This window comes from Clostridium aestuarii, from assembly GCF_026735135.1.
Taxonomy (GTDB): domain Bacteria; phylum Bacillota; class Clostridia; order Clostridiales; family Clostridiaceae; genus Clostridium_H; species Clostridium_H aestuarii.
Window position 1 is genome coordinate 849,776 of record NZ_JAPQER010000002.1, and the last position, 20,093, is coordinate 869,868.

18 protein-coding genes, 1 tRNA gene and 1 riboswitch are annotated in these 20,093 nt (G+C 28.7%); of the genes, 5 read left to right on the forward strand and 14 right to left on the reverse strand.

What is annotated here, in order from left to right; all coding sequences use genetic code 11:
• Positions 1-3: 3 nt before the first annotated feature.
• Both OW763_RS08200 and trpB read left to right on the forward strand, forming a co-directional pair.
• Positions 4-531, forward strand: coding sequence for a tryptophan transporter (locus OW763_RS08200; protein WP_268040610.1), 528 nt, complete (start codon positions 4-6; stop codon positions 529-531).
• Positions 532-574: 43 nt separating this feature from the next.
• Positions 575-1,759 (forward strand): tryptophan synthase subunit beta, encoded by a 1,185-nt coding sequence (gene trpB, locus OW763_RS08205; RefSeq protein ID WP_268040611.1) that lies wholly within the window; start codon positions 575-577, stop codon positions 1,757-1,759.
• Positions 1,760-1,905: 146 nt separating this feature from the next.
• Here the strand turns inward: trpB and OW763_RS08210 are convergent, their stop codons facing one another.
• From OW763_RS08210 to OW763_RS08265, 12 genes are all read right to left on the reverse strand, one after another.
• Entirely contained in the window at positions 1,906-3,636 is a 1,731-nt protein-coding gene (locus OW763_RS08210; protein ID WP_268040612.1) for a Na+/H+ antiporter NhaC family protein, read from the reverse strand.
• A 157-nt stretch (positions 3,637-3,793) separates the two neighbouring features.
• Positions 3,794-3,970, reverse strand: a riboswitch (Lysine riboswitch).
• A 65-nt stretch (positions 3,971-4,035) separates the two neighbouring features.
• Positions 4,036-5,349, reverse strand: coding sequence for an argininosuccinate lyase (gene argH / locus OW763_RS08215; RefSeq protein ID WP_268040613.1), 1,314 nt, complete (start codon positions 5,347-5,349; stop codon positions 4,036-4,038).
• A 123-nt stretch (positions 5,350-5,472) separates the two neighbouring features.
• Positions 5,473-6,675 carry an argininosuccinate synthase gene (locus OW763_RS08220; RefSeq protein ID WP_268040614.1) on the reverse strand — a complete coding sequence of 401 codons (1,203 nt, stop codon included), beginning with the start codon at positions 6,673-6,675 and terminating at the stop codon, positions 5,473-5,475.
• 236 nt (positions 6,676-6,911) lie between these two features.
• Positions 6,912-7,646, reverse strand: coding sequence for an amino acid ABC transporter ATP-binding protein (locus OW763_RS08225; protein ID WP_272507354.1), 735 nt, complete (start codon positions 7,644-7,646; stop codon positions 6,912-6,914).
• A gap of 14 nt (positions 7,647-7,660) precedes the next feature.
• Positions 7,661-8,308: an amino acid ABC transporter permease gene (locus tag OW763_RS08230; protein ID WP_268040615.1), complete on the reverse strand. Its 648-nt coding sequence runs from the start codon at positions 8,306-8,308 to the stop codon at positions 7,661-7,663.
• 92 nt (positions 8,309-8,400) lie between these two features.
• Positions 8,401-9,216, reverse strand: coding sequence for an ABC transporter substrate-binding protein (locus OW763_RS08235; RefSeq protein ID WP_268040617.1), 816 nt, complete (start codon positions 9,214-9,216; stop codon positions 8,401-8,403).
• A gap of 308 nt (positions 9,217-9,524) precedes the next feature.
• Positions 9,525-9,827 carry an AzlD domain-containing protein gene (locus OW763_RS08240; RefSeq protein ID WP_268040618.1) on the reverse strand — a complete coding sequence of 101 codons (303 nt, stop codon included), beginning with the start codon at positions 9,825-9,827 and terminating at the stop codon, positions 9,525-9,527.
• Positions 9,820-10,548, reverse strand: a complete 729-nt coding sequence (locus tag OW763_RS08245; protein ID WP_268040619.1) for an AzlC family ABC transporter permease — start codon at positions 10,546-10,548, stop codon at positions 9,820-9,822. The genes OW763_RS08240 and OW763_RS08245 overlap by 8 nt, the downstream gene beginning before the upstream one ends.
• Positions 10,549-10,764: 216 nt before the next feature.
• Positions 10,765-12,795: a methyl-accepting chemotaxis protein gene (locus OW763_RS08250; RefSeq protein WP_268040620.1), complete on the reverse strand. Its 2,031-nt coding sequence runs from the start codon at positions 12,793-12,795 to the stop codon at positions 10,765-10,767.
• A 218-nt stretch (positions 12,796-13,013) separates the two neighbouring features.
• The gene (locus tag OW763_RS08255; RefSeq protein ID WP_268040621.1) at positions 13,014-14,012 is read right to left on the reverse strand and encodes an isocitrate dehydrogenase (NAD(+)); all 999 of its coding nucleotides are present in this window, start codon (positions 14,010-14,012) and stop codon (positions 13,014-13,016) included.
• Positions 14,013-14,093: 81 nt separating this feature from the next.
• Entirely contained in the window at positions 14,094-16,013 is a 1,920-nt protein-coding gene (locus OW763_RS08260) for an aconitate hydratase (protein WP_268040622.1), read from the reverse strand.
• Between the two features lie 223 nt (positions 16,014-16,236).
• Positions 16,237-16,713 (reverse strand): hypothetical protein, encoded by a 477-nt coding sequence (locus tag OW763_RS08265; RefSeq protein ID WP_268040623.1) that lies wholly within the window; start codon positions 16,711-16,713, stop codon positions 16,237-16,239.
• A 146-nt stretch (positions 16,714-16,859) separates the two neighbouring features.
• Between OW763_RS08265 and OW763_RS08270 the strand changes: the two genes are divergently transcribed.
• Complete coding sequence (locus OW763_RS08270; RefSeq protein ID WP_268040624.1) at positions 16,860-17,201, forward strand: hypothetical protein; 342 nt, start codon at positions 16,860-16,862, stop codon at positions 17,199-17,201.
• Positions 17,202-17,348: 147 nt separating this feature from the next.
• On the opposite strand, the gene OW763_RS08275 is transcribed toward OW763_RS08270, so the two are convergent.
• Entirely contained in the window at positions 17,349-18,056 is a 708-nt protein-coding gene (locus OW763_RS08275) for a lysophospholipid acyltransferase family protein (protein ID WP_268040625.1), read from the reverse strand.
• Positions 18,057-18,258: 202 nt separating this feature from the next.
• On the opposite strand from OW763_RS08275, the gene OW763_RS08280 reads away from it, so the two are divergent.
• Together OW763_RS08280 and lgt are read left to right on the forward strand one after the other, a co-directional pair.
• The gene (locus OW763_RS08280) at positions 18,259-19,113 is read left to right on the forward strand and encodes a ComEC/Rec2 family competence protein (protein ID WP_268040626.1); all 855 of its coding nucleotides are present in this window, start codon (positions 18,259-18,261) and stop codon (positions 19,111-19,113) included.
• Positions 19,114-19,120: 7 nt separating this feature from the next.
• The gene (gene lgt, locus OW763_RS08285) at positions 19,121-19,876 is read left to right on the forward strand and encodes a prolipoprotein diacylglyceryl transferase (protein WP_268040627.1); all 756 of its coding nucleotides are present in this window, start codon (positions 19,121-19,123) and stop codon (positions 19,874-19,876) included.
• A 94-nt stretch (positions 19,877-19,970) separates the two neighbouring features.
• On the opposite strand, the gene OW763_RS08290 is transcribed toward lgt, so the two are convergent.
• A tRNA-Asn gene (locus OW763_RS08290) sits at positions 19,971-20,045 on the reverse strand.
• Between the last annotated feature and the right edge of the window lie 48 nt (positions 20,046-20,093).

Here is a 20,093-nt window from a genome sequence, read left to right on the forward strand (position 1 = left end):
ATTATGAATTTAGATCTAAGAAAATCAATTATCAATTCACTTATTTTAGCTATAGGATTTATTTTACGACAAATTTCTCCACCATTATTATTTGGGATGAAACCAGATCTCTTGCTAACAACAATGTTTATAATAATCCTTATAAACAAAGAATATAAAACAACTTTAATTACAGGTATAATATGCGGGATTCTAGCTGCATTAACAACTAATTTCCCTGGTGGTCAACTTCCAAATATAATAGATAAAATAATAACATCTCACTTTATTTACTTTATCATAATACCATTATTAAACAAATTTAGTAATCAGATTAAAGTCATAATTTGCTCTTTATTAGGAACATTAATTAGTGGATTTGTATTTTTACTTTCAGCCTCTATTTTAGTAGGACTTCCAGGTTCAGTTTCTTTATCTGCATTATTTACTACTGTAGTTATACCAACGGCATTGGTAAATACTATAGGGGGAGCCGTTATATTTAATGCTATTCAATTATCTTTTAAACGTTCAAATATCAATGTTTTCTAATTAATTTCATATATTAAAATATATTATAAGGGGGCAATTTATTATGTTAGATAACAAAACAGGATTTTTTGGTGAATTTGGTGGACGTTATGTTCCTGATAAACTAATCAAAATTTTAGATGAAGTCAAGGCTGAATTCTATAAATGCAAAAATGATTCTAAATTTATTGATGAATTGGATTATTATTACAAAAATTTTATTGGAAGACCTTCTCCGCTGTATTTTGCTGAAAAATTAACTAAAAAAATTGGTGGAGCAAAAATTTATCTTAAAAGAGAAGATTTAAATCATACAGGAGCACATAAAATTAATAATACTATGGGGCAAGTATTATTAGCAAAAAGACTTGGTAAAAAAAGAATCATTGCAGAAACCGGTGCTGGACAACATGGTGTTGCTACTGCTACTGTTTGCTCTTTATTTGATATGGAATGTATAATTTATATGGGAGAAGAGGATACTCAAAGACAATCTCTTAATGTTTTTAGAATGGAACTTTTAGGAGCAAAAGTTGTTCCTGTTAAACATGGAATGAGAACTTTAAAAGAAGCTGTGGACGAGGCTTTAAAAGATCTAATGGAGAATTATGAACACACTTATTATATGCTAGGTTCAGCTGTTGGTCCTGATCCTTATCCAGCTATGGTAAATTATTTTCAATCTATTATTGGCACTGAAGCAAAGAAACAGATTATTGAAACTGAAGGCATTTTACCTAACTACCTTATAGCAGCTGTAGGTGGCGGCAGTAACGCAATTGGATTATTTTCTCCTTTTTACAATAATAAAGAAGTAAAATTCATAGGAGTTGAGCCTGCTGGAAAAGGTATTGAAACAGGTATGCATGCAGCTACACTAAGTTTTGGTAAACCTGGAGTATTGCATGGTTTTAGATCTTATGTTCTTCAAGATGAACAAGGTGAATCACTCCCTGTATATTCTATTTCTGCCGGATTAGATTATCCAGGTGTAGGTCCTGAACATTCATTTTATAAAGATATTAAAAGAGCTGAGTATGTATCAATAACCGATGAAGAAGCCTTAAATGCTTTTGAAGAATTATCTAGAACAGAAGGAATTATCCCTGCATTAGAAAGTTCTCATGCAGTTGCTTATGCTATTAAATTAGCTAAACAATGTTCTGAAGATAAAATTATAATTGTAAACCTATCTGGAAGAGGCGACAAAGATGTAGATCAAGTTTGTAAAATCTTAAAATCAAAATAGACTATTGCTGTTACGCAACATTAGTCAAATGATAATTGACCAAAGCAGTGAATAACTATAAATATTTTGATAATACAAAAACAAAAGACCTAAATATAGATAAACTCTATATTTAGGTCTTTTAAAATTCTTTTTTAAACAATCTTTTACTCAAAAACCTCTTCTGATTCTATTGGCTTTCCTACAAATCTAACTATAAGACCTATAAGAACTATATCTATTGGAAGCACTAAATATATAGGTGCTCCAAGCCCTACTGGAATATATCCTCCTAATACAGCTACTGCTGCAACTATTAATGCATAATAAAGCTGTGTTTTAACATGATCAATATGGTCACACGCAGATCCCATAGATGATAAAATAGTTGTATCTGAAATTGGAGAACAATGATCTCCAAATATAGCACCAGTAAGAACCGCACTAACAGCTGAAACCATATATGCATGATCTGGATTTAATGCAAAAGCAAGTGGTATTGTAAGCGGCATTAAAATACCCATTGTTCCATATGAAGTACCTGTAGCAAAAGATATAATAGCTGCTAATATAAATATAATTGATGGCAATATAAATGGTGGTAAATTTCCTGATAATACAGCTACTAAAAATTTAGCTGTTCCAAGCTCTTTAATAACACCACTTAATGACCAAGCAAGAAGTAATATAACCCCTGTTATTATTAAAGATTTCATTCCTTCTACCCATGTATCAAGTGCTTCACCTAAAGTAAATATTTTTTGTCCTACCCCCATTACAATAGCAACAATACTCGCAAGTAATGCAGCTTGGAATAAAACTATACTAGCATCTGAAGCTCCAAAGAATTCCTGAATCACTTTAAAAGATACTGGATGTTGGTTAAATAATGCAACTATTTGTGCATTAGCTTCTTGATCACTCATTATCGCTCTATATCCATCATAATAAAATCCTAGAAATGCTCCTATTATTAATACTAATATAGGAACTACTGCATTTTTAACTTTTAACACAGTTCCTTCTTTTGGTTGTAACTCTTCAGTTTCAGTTGAAGCCATAGGATGTGCACTATCAGCTAAAAGTTTTCCTGTTGTTCTAGCTCTTCTTTCAGCTTTTAACATTGGTCCAAATTCTCTCAATAATAGAGCTGTAAATACTATAAATATAAGAATTAATATATTATAAAATCTATAAGGAATAGTCTCAACAAATAAGTTATATGCACTAACACTTTGACCTATTGATTCATATCCTTCTTTTATTAAACTAAGTTCATACCCTACCCATGTTGAAATAACTGCTATACCAGCTATCGGAGCTGCCGTAGCATCAATTACAAAAGCTAATTTTTCTCTTGATATTTTCATTTTATCAGAAATTGGTCTCATTATTGGTCCAACTATAAGTGAATTTGCATAATCATCAAAGAATACAAAAAGTCCTAAAAGCCATGTAATTATTTGTGTACTTGTTGGTGATTTAGCCTTTTTTGATAATGCTTCAGCTACAGCCTTTGCTCCACCCATTTTAGTAATTAAAGCTATAAGTCCTCCTATAGTTAAGCATTGAAGTATTATACCTGCATTCCAAGGATCAGCAAGTGAACCAAGCACATGGTTAACTATATTTAAAAATCCATGAAAAATTGCTCCAAAAACACTATAATCATTTAATCCTATTAAAAATGTTCCTGAAAACACTCCAATAAAAAGTGATAAGATTACATTTTTTGTTATAAACGCTAGAATTATTGCAATTAAAGGTGGCAATAAAGTCCACACACCAAATTTATTTGCATTAGCCTGCACAACATCTGGCTCAGCTGCTAATGCTGTTGTAGCAAATAACATAAGTACAGCAATTAAAGTAAAAATAAAATTCCTATTTCTTTTCATTTTGTCTCCCCCTATTTATCTTTTACTAAAAGTGATTTATATCGAAGAGAGAGCTTTCTTAAAAACGCAAGAAAAGCCTCAAGCTTACACTCAAGGCTTATTAAATACTATTTATTAACTGTAATTAAAATAATATTAATTACCAGCACCTAATAAGTTGAATGATAGCTCTCCACAAACATAATATTTGTGACAGTACTGTACATATTCTATACAATCCCAACATATAACCTTAAAGCATCAGTTATATGCTTCGGCGACATTTCCTTTCCTGATGAATCACTGTGCTTAACTCATCAACAGTACTATTAAATACCGCACCTCTACCACTAACTTCGATATTCACTTTATTTACTTTTTTTATTATACATCAACAATAAGTTCTAGTCAACAACGAATTTACATCTCTTTTTTTATTCCTCTATTCAATGTATTTTCATAATCAATAAAATCATATATATCTATTTCAAATAAATCACTAAACTTTTTAAGTTCATCTATTTGTAAATCTTCTATCGCTTTATCATTTTCTTCACAATATAAAACAATTTCTCCTATAACACCATGTGCATCTCTAAAAGGCATTCCTTTATTTACAAGATAATCTGCCCCTTCAGTAGCATTCAAAAAACCTTTTTTAACTGCTTTATACATTTTTTCTTTTTTTATTTTTAAAGTACATACCATTCCATTCATAACCTTTAAACATTTTAAAACCGTATCGCTTGCATCAAAAAAAGGTTCCTTATCTTCCTGCATATCTTTATTATATGTAAGCACAAGTCCTTTCATAGTTGTAAGAAGCCCCATAAGATTTCCATAAACTCTTCCCGTCTTGCCTCTTATAAGCTCTGCTGCATCTGGATTTTTCTTTTGAGGCATTATACTGCTACCTGTAGAAAATTCATCACTTATATATATAAAGTCAAATTCCTTACTATTCCATATAATAAATTCTTCACTCATTCTGCTTAAATGCATCATTATTATAGAAAAATCTGAAATAAGCTCTAATAAATAATCTCTATCACTTACTCCATCCATAAAATTATCTACTGGCTTTTTAAAACCTAATTCCTTAGTTGTAAAATGTCTATCTGTATTATAAGTTGTACCAGCTAAGGCACAACATCCCAACGGATTTTCATCCATAATTTCAATAGCATTTAATAATCTTTGTTTATCTCTTTTAAACATACTGTGATATGCCATCATATGATGAGTAAATGTTACAACTTGTGCTCTTTGAAGATGGGTATATCCCGGCATTATAACATGATTTTCATCTGCAATCTTTTTAATAGTTTTTAAAAGTATATCTATGTTTTCTACTATTTCTTTAGATTTAGATTTTGAATATAGTCTCATATCTACTGCTACTTGGTCATTTCTGCTTCTTGCTGTATGAAGCTTTTTTCCAACTTCTCCAACCTTTTTTATAAGGTTCACTTCCATAAAACTGTGTATATCTTCATAATCCCCTTCAAGTTTTAACTTACCACTTTCTATCTCTGAAAGAATTTCATTTAATCCATTTATTATTGTTTCCTTTTCTTTTTCAGTCAAAATATTACACTTAGATAACATTTTAACATGTGCAATACTACCTATTATATCTTCATAATATAAAGTTTTATCAAAACTTAGAGAACTATTAAAATCCTCCATAAGCTTACTTTCTGCATTTTTAAATCTTCCTCCCCAAAGTTTCATACCAAACTCCTCCAACATATATCTTCTAAATTACACTTATATTTGTTTATTATTTATATTAAATAAACAGAGTGTGCTAGTTAATATCTATACATTTATAATTAACTAGCACATAAATTTTTATTAATATTTTTCTTTATTAATCATAGCATTAATCTTACTTGGAAGCCCGAATAATTTAATAAATCCTTCTGCATCCTTATGGTCATATAATTCACTTGCTCCAAATGATGATATTCCTTCATCATATAAAGCATATGGTGATTCCATACCTGCTACCATCATATTTCCTTTGTAAAGCTTTAGTTTCACAGTACCTGTTACCTTTTCTTGCGTTACGTCTATAAAAGCATCTAATGAATCTTTAAGTGTAGTAAACCATAAACCATTATAAACTAATTCACCATATTTTTGTGCTATACCTTGTTTATAATGAAAAGTATCTTTATCAATAGTTAAATACTCAAGTTCCTTATGTGCTTTATATAAAACAGTTCCACCTGGTGTTTCATAAACTCCTCTTGACTTCATTCCTACAAGTCTATTTTCTAACAGATCTATAACTCCAATACCATTTTCAGCACCAAGTTTATTTAATGTTTTTATTATTTCCACTGGATTCATTTCTTTTCCATCAATTTTTTTAGCTATACCTTTTTCAAAATAAATTTCTACATAAGTAACTTCATCCTTAGCTTTTTCAGGAGGAGTAACCATAAGATACATATCCTGTTTATGTTCATTTTTTAAATTTTCCAAATCTCCACCTTCATGACTTACATGCCATATGTTTTTATCTCTAGAATATATCTTCTCTTTTGTAACTGGTATTTCAATTCCATTTGCATTAGCATAATCAATAGCATCTTCTCTTGATTTAATATCCCACATTCTCCAAGGAGCAATTATTTTTATTGAAGGATCAATTGAAGCTATGCCTACTTCAAAACGCACTTGATCGTTTCCTTTTCCTGTACATCCATGACATATATATTTTGCACCTTCTTTATGTGCTACCTCCACAAGTTTTTTAGCCATAAGTGGTCTTGCAAATGATGTTCCTAACAAATATTTACCTTCATACATCGCATTAGCTTTAACACCCTTAAAAACATAATCTTCTACAAATTCTAAAGTTAAGTCCTCAATATATATTTTTTCCGCTCCAGACTTTAATGCTTTTACTTCTATTTCATCAAAGTCATCATCCTGCCCCAAATTTATGCAACAAGCAATAACATCTAAATCATAGTTTTCCTTTAACCATGGAATTATTATCGATGTATCCAATCCTCCTGAATATGCTAAAACAACTTTATCTTTCATTTATAAAACCCCTTTCCCCTATACTCACACTGAATTTTTATTCATTTTTTTAAAATTAGCTTCATATAATCTTATGTATATTTATTAATATTTTTTATTTATACTATATTTGAAACCACTATTGTTTTACTGTGTTTCGTATAATTATTAATATTTCTTAGAAAACTTCCATGAAATTATTATACAACTTTATTTATATTTATGCAATACTTTTTATAAATATACATATATTTTTATTATTTTAATACCTTCTTCAAAAAAACTTTAGTTCTTTCTTCTTTTGGTTTACTAAATATACATTCTGGAGGTCCTTCTTCAACAATTTTACCTCCATCCATAAAAATAACTCTATCAGCAACTTCCTTTGCAAATCCCATCTCATGTGTAACTACTACCATTGTCATACCTTCCTCAGCAAGCCCTTTCATTACACTTAAAACTTCTCCTACAAGTTCAGGATCCAATGCAGAAGTAGGTTCATCAAACAACATTATATCTGGATTCATAGCAAGTGCTCTAGCTATAGCAACTCTCTGCTTTTGCCCACCTGAAAGTTTAGATGGATAATAATTTTTTTTCTCTTCTAATCCTACTTTCTTTAAAAGTTTCTCTGATCTTTTTAATACTACATCCTTACTTTCTTTTTTTACTGTAATAGGAGCTTCTATAACATTTTTCTCAACTGTCATATGGGGAAATAAATTAAAATTTTGAAAAACCATTCCCATTTTTTCAATCATCTCTCTCATATGTTTTTTATTTTTTATATTAAGCTTTTGTCCTTCAACTAAAACTTCTCCCCCATCAGGTATTTCAAGATGATTTAGGCATCTTAAAAAAGTACTTTTCCCTGATCCTGAGGGTCCTATAATTACTAAAACCTCACCTTTTTTAACTGTTATATTCAAATTTTCAAAAACCGTAAGACTTCCAAACTTTTTAGTTAAATTTTTAGTTTCTATCATATTCATACTAAACACCTCAATCAATATACTGATAATTTTTTCTCAAATCCACCAAAAATGGTTGTAAATATTGTTGTCATAAAAAGATATAACACTCCGGCTATAAATAATGCTTCTACTGGCTTTGCTGTTGCAGATAATTGTAATTGCGCTGTTCTCATAAGCTCGCTCATAGCTATTACAGAAACTAAAGATGTATCTTTAAGCATTGTTATAAATTCATTTCCTACTGGCGGAATAATGTTTTTAAATGTTTGTGGTAAAATTACTTTTCTCATAGTCTGCATATAAGTAAATCCCAAAGCACTGCAAGCTTCAAATTGACCTTTATCTACAGAAAGTATACCCCCTCTTATTATTTCTGCCATATATGCTCCTGAATTTAAACTTAATCCAAGTATAGCTGCCTGCATTGGACTTAATTCTATTCCTACAAAAGGTAGTCCATAATAAAATACAAATAATTGCAAAAGCATAGGAGTTCCTCTAAACAGCCATGTATACAAAGAAGCCATTCCAGACACAATTTTATTTTTACCTAATTTTAATAACGATACAAAAATGCCTATTACACTTCCTAAAACCACAGATATTACTGTAAGTTCTATAGTCATAATACTCGCTTTAAGCAATATAGGAAACATATCCTTTAAAATGTTAGTATCCAAATTTTATTCCCCCTAACTCACTATATAAAATTTTTAAAATTGTGCCCCTGTATCATTCAATACAAGGGCTTTGTTAATTAATATTAATTTCTTTATTTATCGTATGCATCAAATCCAAACCATTTAACTGAAAGTTTCGATAGAGTTCCATCCTTTTTTAGTTCATCAATAGCTTTTTGTATTGCTTCTTTTAATTCTGTATCTTCTTTTTTAAATCCAACTCCCATAGGTTCTTCACTTACTTTTTCTTCTAACACTTCAAACTTCCCTGGATTTTTAGCTAAGTAATATCCTCCAACCTGAGCATCCATTATTACTCCATCAATTCTACCTATTGACAATTCAGTAAACGCCTCAGTTATTTTATCATAAGGTTTCACTTCCTTTAATCCCTCCATCTTTTTCGCTGCTTCATGACCTGTTGAACCCATTTGACATGCAAGTATTTTCCCTTTTAAATCATCTAATTTATTTATTGAATCATTTCCCTTTTTTACTGCTATAACCTGTCCGCCCATAACATAAGGTTCAGAAAATAATATAGTTTTTTTCCTTTCTTCTGTAATACTTAATCCTGAAATTATAGCATCAAACTTACCAGATTGAACTGCTAAAAGTATCCCCTTCCATTCAGTTGGAACAAACTCTACTTCAACCCCTAATTTTTTACCTATTTCATTTCCAAAATCTATATCAAATCCAACAAGATTATTACTCTTATCTCTAAATTCCATTGGAGGATATGAATCATCTAAACCTATTTTTATTTTTCTTGCCTCTTTAACTTTCTCCAATGAATTTACATTTTGCTTATTTTGTTCTTTGCTTGAATCTTTATTGCTTCCACATCCTATAAATAAACTCCCCCCTATCATAATACTTAATAGAATCGTCAATATTTTTTTCATATTTATTCACCCATTCCCTTCTAAACATTTTTTAACCCATTGATATACATGTTCTTAGTTGATTTACTTCTCCCTTGCAATGTAATAATTATACAACATTCAGTATATTTATGCAATACCTTTTTATAAATATACAGTTTTTTCTTAGTTTACATGTATAAAAAAATATGCTTACAAGTATACATTACTCATAAGCATATTAATAAAACTATTCAAAATATATAGTAAATCAACACTACTATCATCCTTTTTATAGGATAATTTTTAACACTAGTTGTATGTAGAATAAAATTATTCACGCAATATATCTAAAAATACATATTCATCATATATACTAAAATTATTGTCCCCATTACTACAATAAGCATATTTTGCTTTTTTAAAATTAAAATACCTGCAAATAAACATCCTATTAATGAAGTAACAACACTTCCAGTGGAAAATAACACTTCAGGAAATAGAAGTCCACTAAGCGCAGCATACGGTATATACTCCAAAAATGATTTTACAAACTTTGTTGGTTCTTTCCCCTTATATAATACTAAAGGTATTGCTCTTGTTAAATAAGTAGTCATTGCAATAAAAAAAATCATAATAATAATTCTATTCATTATCTTCACCTTCTTTAATTGGCAAGAATACTGCTCCAATTAATGAAGCTGCAATAATAGTAATAATTATTCTCCAATTACCAATTGATTTATTCAATAATGGAATCCAGTATATAATTGAACTAATAAGCATTGCAATAACAGTTACTATAGCTATCTTTATAGATTCTCTCACCGCTGGAAGGAGCAAACCTAAAAACATAATATATATTGCAATACCAATACTGTTAGAAATAGATTTAGGTAGTATATCTGCTAAAAGCACACCTGCTAACGTTCCTGTAACCCAACCAACGTGTGAAATAAGCTGTGCCCCAAATATAAAAGAAGTTTTTAATTCTTGTTTTGTCATCGACACAACAAAAACTTCATCTGTAATTCCAAAAGCTAATAAAGCTCTTATTTTTGTTGATACAGATTTCGTTAACTTATTGGCAACACAAAACGACATAAGCAAATATCTTGCATTAATCATAACTGTAGTTATTATAATACTACTCAATCCAATACCTTGAGCAAACATATTAACCCCTATAAATTGTGCCGCTCCTGTAAAACTTACGGAGGCCATAATTACTGCTAAAGCTCCGGATAATCCACAATTCTTTGCAATCAATCCAAAAGTAAGCGAAATCGGAAAATACCCCATAAAAATTGGAATTCCTGCTTTTACTCCCATTTTAAATTCTTCTTTGTCTTTAAATTGAATACTTATTTCCATATAAGCCCCCCCCTAATTTAGAATAAATTATTTTATTTATATTTAGATATGTAATTTTACTCTAAAATACTTTTACATTATATAATACTACTAATCAAAATTTCAAATGTAAATATATTTTTTACAAACAAATATATTTAGATTTTACTAAACACACTAATAAAACAAAAACTTGCAAGAAACTATCCTGCAAGTTTTGATTTTATTAAAATTATATTATAATTTAAACTTATCCGTTTCATCATTTAATTTAACTGTAATTTCATTAAGTTGTACAGCTAAATTTGATACTTCTTCTGAATTTGCAAACATCTCTTCTGTAGATGCTGAAATTTCTTCCGAAGATGAAGATATTTCATCAGCAATAGTAGATATATCTTTTATTTTATCTGAAACTATTTTATTTGATTTTGTTGTTTTATTAAGTGATGAATATGTAGTATCAATAAGAGGTACTATATCATCTATAGATTTTAATATCCTTTCAAAACATTTTACATTCTCCAACACTGTATTCATCTGGTTTTCTACTAAACCTTTAACTTCACTGGAATTATTTATTACATCGCCAGTTTCATTACTTATTGATTGAACTAAAACTTGTATTTGTTCTGTTGATTTTTTTGATTGCTCTGCAAGTTTTTTTATTTCATCTGCCACTACAGCAAATCCTTTTCCAAATTCTCCTGCCCTTGCTGCTTCTATTGCTGCATTAAGTGCAAGAAGATTAGTCTGCTCTGAAATCTGGTTTATAACATAAGTTATATTACTTATTTGAGATACACTGGAATTTAATTCGTTTATTGTATCTACAGTTATATCAAATCCTTTTTTAACTTCTTCAATAGATTTTAGTAAAGCATCTATTTGATCTTTTCCTATACTTGCTTCGTTTTTCGCTTCATCTGAGTTATTTTTTACTAACAGCAACTTGTTTTTTACACTCTCCATCTCAGATGTTAAATTATTCATGTGTTTTACTGTTTCAATTAAATCATTTGCCTGATTAGTCGCTCCCTTTGTTACATTCTGGACAGCAATAGCTACTCCATTTGATGCCGATGTCATTTCTTTAGCATTAGCTGTTAAATTATCTGACATATCTTTTGTTTTATCTACTTGCTCTTTTATACTTCCCACTATCACCCTTAAACAATGCGACATATATCCAAAACTATTAGCAAGAATACCTATTTCATTATCAGATTTTATATTTATATCTATAACATCAAGTTCACCATCAGCTATTTTTTTAGATGTATCAACAAGTTTTTCCATTGGATTTATAATACTTTTTGCAATTGAATATAATATCAGTGCTGAAATCGCAAAACAAATAGCAGCAATACTTAATATCATAATTACAATTCTACTAGTAGTTTGATATACATTTTTCATAGATAATCCTATATCCAAGCTTCCAATATGAACACCATCTTTATAGACTGGAACTTTCACATCATAAACGCGTATATTATCTTCACCATAAGTAATTTCTTCTGAATAAACTTCTCCTTCTACAGCTGATTGTCTACTTCCTTCATCATTTAAAGCTTCATTATTTCTTTTTTCATCACTATGAGCTATAATATTTAAATTTTTATCGATAAAGCAAGCATAAATTATACTTTCATCCCTTACAATATCATTAACCAAAGTTTGAGGTTCTAGGCTTGTCCTTAATTCATTTACTTTGTTTGCAAGGATTCCTATTTGTATCATTCCTCCATCTGGTCTAATAACATATCCATATTTATAATAGTCATTTGTCTCCCTACTTTTCCTGAGATTTTCCATAAGTTCACTTTTTTTACCTGATACAACCGAATACGATATATGATCTTCTCCAAAAATTGCGCCTATACTTGAAGGCACATTAGAATAAATCACCTTTCCTTTTGAATCCACAAAATTTATTTCATCAATCTTAAAATATTTAGAAATTCCTCTTAAATATTCATTATTTATTTCATTAGGTTTATCTGATAAAAATTCACCCAAATTTCTTATTTTATCTTCTATTGATTGATTTATTGTATCCATTGCCACACTATTTTTTCCTATTTGACTAGACACTTGTGTTGCTAAATTTATTCCATCCTGATGTATTTGTTTTAATAATTTATCCTTTGTTATATGAATTGTTAAAACAGATATTAACATTACAATTATAAATACAATTATTAGTGGAACAGTAAGTATTTTAAACTTTACAGATTTATATTTTGATAATTTTTTTTGAGACATTTTTACATCGCCTTCCTTTATATAGTTAAATACCCCTTAAAAAACCATATAGTATACACTACTTTTAAAATATATCATAATTTGTAGAATATTACAATTGTCTGAAAACAACATTAAATCTAAATTTGTATTTTAATATAAAAAATAAAAAAATTGTAAAGAAACTTTATTGTCCCTTACAATTTTTTATTCATTAAAAATATATTTGTTAATCAAAACTATAAATTATTAATAACCTCTTGTGCAAACTCCATAGTTTTAGCAGTTCCACCTAAATCAGTAGTTACTATCTCTCCTTTTTTCAAAACTTTAGCCACAGCATCATCTATTTTTTTAGCTACTTCATATTCTTCTAAATATTTAAGCATCATAACACCAGATAAAATAGCCGCTGTAGGATTTGCTATATTTTTACCTGCTATATCTGGTGCAGAACCGTGTACTGCCTCAAACACTGCTATGTCCTCACCTATATTAGCTCCTGGAACTACTCCAAGTCCTCCAACCAGACCTGATGCCATATCTGATAATATATCTCCATATAGATTAGGCATTACAAGCACATCATAATTCTGTGGATTTTGAACAAGTCTCATACTCATAGCATCCACTATCATATCATTAAATTGAATATCCTTATGTTTCTCTGCAACTTTTCTAGAACAGTTTAAAAATAAGCCATCTGATAATTTCATTATGTTTGCTTTATGAACTGCTGTCACTTTCTTTCTTCCTTGCTTTTCCGCAATATTAAAAGCAAATTCAGCTATCCTATCACTAGCTTTTTTAGTTATTACCTTTATACTTTCAGCTGCCACATCTCCTACGTTATGTTCAATACCTGCATATAAACCTTCTGTATTTTCTCTAACAATAATAAGATCTACATTCTCATACCTACAAGGAACTCCTGAATATGTTTTTACAGGTCTTACATTTGCATAAAGATCAAGAGATTGTCTAAGCCCAACATTTACGCTTCTAAACCCTTTACCAACAGGTGTTGTTACAGGACCTTTAAGTGCAACTCTGTTTTTCTTAATACTATCTATCACATAATCAGGAAGTGGAGTTCCATATTCATCTATAACCTTAGCTCCTGCTTCAGCCACCTCCCAATTAATTTTAACTCCACTTGCATCTATAACCATTTTTGCAGCCTCCATAACTTCTGGACCAATTCCGTCTCCTGGTATTAATGTGATATTATATGCCATTTTGCTTACCCCTTTTCATATTAAGATTTATTTAAAATTTCAACGAAATAAACATTTTTATTATTCAAGTTATCTATCTATTTATTTATTTTTAATTGAATTAATAAGTCCACCTTTAATTATCATATTTTTCTGTCTTTGTGAAACTTCTAATTTCATAGAATAAATTTTTCCTTTTGTTTTATTTTCAATAACAATTTTTCCGTTTTCAACACTACTAATTGCATCATTTATCACTATTTCATCAAATTCATCTATATCATTATAATCATTACAATCTTCAAACACCAAAGGTATTATTCCATTATTCACAAGGTTTGCCATGTGTATTCTAGCAAAAGATTTTGCAAACACAGCTTTTACTCCAAGATAAAGAGGTACTAAAGCTGCATGTTCCCTACTTGAACCTTGACCATAATTTTCTCCTGCAAGAATAAATCCTCCATTGTTTTTCTTAGCTCTCTTAGAAAATTCTGGATTACAAGGAGCTAAACAATAATTTGATAAATGAGGTATATTAGATCTAAATGGTAATAATTTAGCATTTGATGGCATTATATGATCCGTAGTTATGTTATCTTCAACCTTTATTAAAATTTTACCTTCTACTATATCTTTAAGTGATTCAGCTAGAGGGAATGGTTTAATATTTGGACCTCTTACAACCTCAATTTCTTCAGAATTTTCTGCTGGTTTTACAACTAAATTATCATTTATTAAGAATTTCTTAGGCATTTCTACTTCTATAGCTTCTATAAATTCTCTTGGATCAGTAATATATCCTGTTAATGCAGAAATTGCTGCTGTCTCTGGGCTTACCAGATAAACACCTGCTGATACCGTTCCACATCTTCCTTCAAAATTTCTATTTATTGTTCTAAGAGACACTGCGTTATTGGCTGGTGATTGCCCCATTCCTATACATGGACCACATCCACTTTCAATTATTCTTGCTCCTGCTGCAATCATTTTTGACAATGCACCATTTTCTGCAATCATATTTAATACTTGTTTAGATCCTGGTCCAATTACTAGAGATACATTTTCATTAACTGTTTTTCCATCTAAAATATTTGAAACCTTCATCATATCTACATAAGATGAGTTAGTACAACTTCCTATTGTTACTTGATCCACCTTTACTCCTTTTAATTCTGATACTTTAACTACATTATCAGGACTATGAGGACACGCAATTAATGGTTCTAACTCACTTAAATTAATTTCTACTGCTTCATCATATTGAGCATCTTCATCTGCCTTTAATTCTACAAAATTTTCTTCTCTATCTTGTGCTTTTAAAAATTCTCTTGTTACTTCATCACTTGGAAATATTGAAGTTGTAGCACCAAGTTCTGCTCCCATGTTTGTAATTGTAGCTCTTTCTGGAACAGATAGTGTTTTAACTCCTTCACCTACATATTCGAAAACCTTATTCACTCCACCTTTTACAGAAAGACATCTTAAAAGTTCTAATATTATATCTTTTGCAGTAACCCAAGGCTGTAACTTTCCAATCAAATTAACTTTTACGATTTGTGGATATTTTATGTAATATTCTCCTCCACCCATAGCTACAGCTACATCCAGTCCGCCGGCTCCAATAGCAAGCATTCCTATACCTCCACCTGTTGGAGTATGACTATCAGATCCAAGAAGAGTTTGCCCTGGTACTCCAAACCTTTCTAAATGTACTTGGTGACATATTCCATTACCAGGTTTTGAAAAATAAATTCCATGCTTTTTAGCAACTGTTTGAATATATTTGTGATCATCTGCATTTTCCGGACCTGTTTGAAGCATATTATGATCTATATATGCAACTGATTTTTTTGTTTTTACCTTATCCACATCCAATGCTTCAAATTGCAGATATGCCATGGTTCCAGTAGAATCTTGTGTCAATGTTTGATCTATTCTTATTCCTATTTCATTACCTTTTTTAATCTCACCAACAACTAAATGTTCTTTTAAAATTTTTTCTACAATATTAAACCCCATTTTTTCAGCCCCTTCTCAAATAAAAAATTAATTATATTTTTTATAATATTAATTTTAAGTTTCTCAATATCTCCAATTAAATGAATGTTGATTTAGTTATTTTTTCAATTTTCACTACACTAGCACTGTTTTGCTTGTCATTGTTCTACATTATATCATATTTTATTATTTGTTGCAATTTCCGTATGCAATATTTCATTTTTAATTATTCATTTTATAATATTTAAAGTATACTTTTATTTTTATCCTTTATTAAAAATTTGACCTTAATAAATCTTTTATCTACCCTGGTAACTATAAGACTATATAAATTAGACTGTATTTCTCTATAGAAAACATTACTTATCTTTAAATCCAGCTCCTCTAATTCTAGACCTTTTTTGGAAATTATAATATTCTTGTTTTTATATGATTTTATAAATAAATTATCCCATTCTGAAATATTAAAACTATGATTTCTTATACATATATTCACTCCTCTTTCCTTAACTATCCTATACAAACTATTGTATTTATCTTGAATAAGAGAATTTTCAAATTTCAGTTTCTCTAATTTTCTAATATTTTTTTCTATATTCTCTTTCTCCTTTTTTATTCTACTCTCTAAATCATTTTTTATGTTATCTAAATATGTTATTTGACTCTGCTTATTATTTATATATTTATTAAGAATTTCTGAATCTATATTTCTATTTTTCACTACATATCCTCCTTATAAAATCAGTTTAAACTTTCATTTCACATTTTAAATTTTTAATTATGAATCTCCTTAATTAAATAATATATCTTTTAAGTTAGTTCTCTATATGGTAAAATACCTTTAAAATAAGTTTAAAGGTGAGATTTATGGATAAATTTAATTTTTTAATAGAACTATCACGCAAATCGTTTAATAAGTTATTTGAAATAATAAAAACATTTATCATAAAAACAAAGTTATTTTTAATTAAATTTTATACTAAAACTACATTTATTTTCAACAAACATTCAACTATAAAAAAAATGTATGCACCTTTAATAAATGAAAAGCTGGAAATAACTAATAACTTAAATAAACAACTTACTTCATTAGAAAAAGATAATTCTGATATATTAAAAAAAATTAATGTTTTAGAAACTCAAACTTCAAACTTAAAAAAAGAAGTAGATATGCTTCATTCCCTTATCCTTGAAAATAATAATTGCTAACTTTAATCTTGATTTTTATCAAAATGACTGATTTATTTAATTATAAAATAAAAAGTGCAAAGCTTCCATAAGGTACTTTACACTTTCTATAATGTTAATATCTTTTATTTGTTTTTAAAGTTTTAAACTTATATTCTAAATAACTCACTAAAGATTTTTTTCAATTTCATTTTTAACTAGTTTAGACAATTTCTTTTGTTCTTCTCTAGTCATATTATTAATATATATAGGTTTTCCTACTATTAATTTTATATCACCTTTTCTAAATCGGCCATTGTTTTTTTCAAATATTTTATAGCTACCATCAATAGTAACAGGCACAATAGGAGCTTTAGCCTTTAAAGCCATCTTTAAACTTCCTTTTTTAAATTCACCCATTTGACGTTCTCTACTTCTAGTACCTTCTGGAAAGATAACCATAGAATGTCCATTTTTTAAATTCTCTGCTCCTTCATTTATAGCTTTTAAAGATTCTCTTATATCGCTTCTATCTATAAATACACACTTAATCTCTTTCATCCATCCAGATACAATTTTTAGTTTTTTTAATTCTTTTTTAGCAATAAATCCTATAGGTTTATCTATAGCAGCAATTATTGCTAGAATATCAAAATTCCCCTGATGGTTTCCCACAAAACAACAAGCTTCCTCTGGAATATTTTCTAATCCTTCTGCTTTTATTGTAACTCCAACAACTTTGAGTAAGTTATTAGCCCAATTAATAACAATTTTATGTATATATTTTTCTGTTTCCTCTTTCGTCTTATGTTTTCTTAAATAATTCAGTTTTATTTTAAAAAATATTGTTACTATCATATTAAAAGCAAAATATATGTATACTAATACTGTTTTCATAAAACTCTTCCTCTCTTTAGTTTATTTGCAACTTCTATTATAATATTCTAATTCTTACAATTCAACAAACAGTTTTGTTATTAAAATTAAAGTCACATAATTGTTTTACATTAAGCTGTTATAACTATATAATATATGTTAGGCTATTTTTATATCTGTAATATTTTTTTGTATTAAATTTCCATCAAAGAAGGTATGCTGAATGAAATTCTATAAAAAACCAATATACATATTGCTGATTGTTGCAGTATGTATATTTACTTTTATAAGATTTAACAGATTGCAAGAAACTAGTGTAATACCCTCATATGAAAACAAACTGCTAGTTCACTATATTAACGTAGGTCAAGGAGATTCTATATTAATCCAGGTTAATAATAAAAACATATTAATTGATGCTGGTCCCAAGGCCAAAACTGTTTATTCATATTTAAAAAAACATAAAATTAAAACTTTACATTATGTTATTGCAACTCATCCACATGATGATCACATAGGAGGAATGAGCTATGTAATAAATAAATTTAAAATACTTGAATTTTATGCGCCTAAAAAAATTGCAAATACAGAAACTTTTAATTCAATGATTACAGCTTTAAATAAAAAAAATCTTAAAATTATTCCAATAAAAGCTGAAAAAAAACTAGATATAGGTAAAAATGCAAGCTGTATCTTTGTAGCACCAAACAATGATAATTATAATAATACAAATAACTATTCAGCAGTGATTAAAATTACTTATAAAAATACTAGTTTTTTATTTGCAGGAGATGCTGAAGCTTTAAGTGAAAGTGAAATTTTAAATACAGGTTACAATATAAAATCTGATATATTAAAAGTTGGTCATCATGGAAGTACTTCATCAACAACCACAGAATTTTTAAACGAAGTTAATCCTAAAGTAGCTGTAATCAGTTGTGGGCAAAACAATGACTATGGTCATCCTAACAAAGAAACTTTATCTAAGCTAAAAGGAAAAAATATAATTATATATAGAACAGATATAGATGGAACAATAGTTTTAGAAAGTAACGGTGAAAAAATAATAAAAAGGTAGTGATAATATGAATCCAGTAGCATTTGAAATGTTTGGACTTGAGATCCGTTGGTATGGAATTTTAATAAGCTTAGGAATGGTTTTAGGGCTTTTAACTGCATATAAACAAAGTAAATACTATAATATTGACTTTGATAAAATAACCGATATTTTTATACTTTGCCTTCCTCTTTCTATTTTAGGTGCAAGATTATATTATGTTATCTTTAATTGGTCTTATTATAGTTCTAATCTGTCAGAAATACTAAATATTCGTGGTGGAGGTCTTGCTATACATGGCGGAATTTTAGGTGCAGTAATAAGTGGTTATTTTTTAACCAAAGCAAAAAAATTGGACTTTTTAAAAATTTTAGATTTGATAGCTCCTTCATTTATTCTAGCTCAATCTATAGGACGTTGGGGTAATTTCTTTAATTCAGAAGCCCATGGTGGTACAGTTTCTAAAGAATTCATATCACATTTCCCAAGCTTTATACAAAAAGGAATGTTTATTGATGGTAACTATTATCATCCAACATTTTTATATGAATCTATTTGGAATATATCAATTTTTATATTGCTTTTAATCTTAAGTAGAAAGAAACTAAAAAAAGGATCTATATTTTATTTATATTTAATTTTCTATTCTGTAGGACGATTCTTCATAGAAGGTCTTAGAACTGATAGCTTAATGCTTGGTTCTCTTAAAATGGCTCAAGTTATAAGTATTGTTTTAATTATCATTTGTGTAATTTTATTAGTATACAATAAAAAAGCTGATTAATAATTATCAGCTTTTTAGATATGAAAAGCCTATATCTTTATATTAAAGATATAGGCTAATTGTTATAATTCTTAATTTCTCAAAAAATAAAAAATGGCTCCGCGAAAAGGATTCGAACCTTCAACCTATCGGTTAACAGCCGAGTGCTCCACCGTTGAGCTATCGCGGATTATTTTAATTAAGAGTTTACAGTTAACATTAACTATACTCTCTTGTT

What these genes read in the sequence shown, in the direction of transcription:
- OW763_RS08255 (WP_268040621.1), bottom strand. Translation starts at nt 14,012, where the DNA reads ATGGCATATAATATCACATTAATACCAGGAGACGGAATTGGTCCAGAA.
- OW763_RS08260 (WP_268040622.1), bottom strand. Translation starts at nt 16,013, where the DNA reads ATGGGGTTTAATATTGTAGAAAAAATTTTAAAAGAACATTTAGTTGTT.
- argH (WP_268040613.1), bottom strand. Translation starts at nt 5,349, where the DNA reads ATGAAACTTTGGGGAGGAAGATTTAAAAATGCAGAAAGTAAGCTTATG.
- OW763_RS08240 (WP_268040618.1), bottom strand. Translation starts at nt 9,827, where the DNA reads ATGAATAGAATTATTATTATGATTTTTTTTATTGCAATGACTACTTAT.
- OW763_RS08220 (WP_268040614.1), bottom strand. Translation starts at nt 6,675, where the DNA reads ATGAAAGATAAAGTTGTTTTAGCATATTCAGGAGGATTGGATACATCG.
- lgt (WP_268040627.1), top strand. Translation starts at nt 19,121, where the DNA reads ATGAATCCAGTAGCATTTGAAATGTTTGGACTTGAGATCCGTTGGTAT.
- OW763_RS08275 (WP_268040625.1), bottom strand. Translation starts at nt 18,056, where the DNA reads ATGAAAACAGTATTAGTATACATATATTTTGCTTTTAATATGATAGTA.
- OW763_RS08225 (WP_272507354.1), bottom strand. Translation starts at nt 7,646, where the DNA reads ATGAATATGATAGAAACTAAAAATTTAACTAAAAAGTTTGGAAGTCTT.
- OW763_RS08245 (WP_268040619.1), bottom strand. Translation starts at nt 10,548, where the DNA reads ATGGAAATAAGTATTCAATTTAAAGACAAAGAAGAATTTAAAATGGGA.
- OW763_RS08280 (WP_268040626.1), top strand. Translation starts at nt 18,259, where the DNA reads ATGAAATTCTATAAAAAACCAATATACATATTGCTGATTGTTGCAGTA.
- OW763_RS08200 (WP_268040610.1), top strand. Translation starts at nt 4, where the DNA reads ATGAATTTAGATCTAAGAAAATCAATTATCAATTCACTTATTTTAGCT.
- OW763_RS08235 (WP_268040617.1), bottom strand. Translation starts at nt 9,216, where the DNA reads ATGAAAAAAATATTGACGATTCTATTAAGTATTATGATAGGGGGGAGT.
- trpB (WP_268040611.1), top strand. Translation starts at nt 575, where the DNA reads ATGTTAGATAACAAAACAGGATTTTTTGGTGAATTTGGTGGACGTTAT.
- OW763_RS08250 (WP_268040620.1), bottom strand. Translation starts at nt 12,795, where the DNA reads ATGTCTCAAAAAAAATTATCAAAATATAAATCTGTAAAGTTTAAAATA.
- OW763_RS08270 (WP_268040624.1), top strand. Translation starts at nt 16,860, where the DNA reads ATGGATAAATTTAATTTTTTAATAGAACTATCACGCAAATCGTTTAAT.
- OW763_RS08210 (WP_268040612.1), bottom strand. Translation starts at nt 3,636, where the DNA reads ATGAAAAGAAATAGGAATTTTATTTTTACTTTAATTGCTGTACTTATG.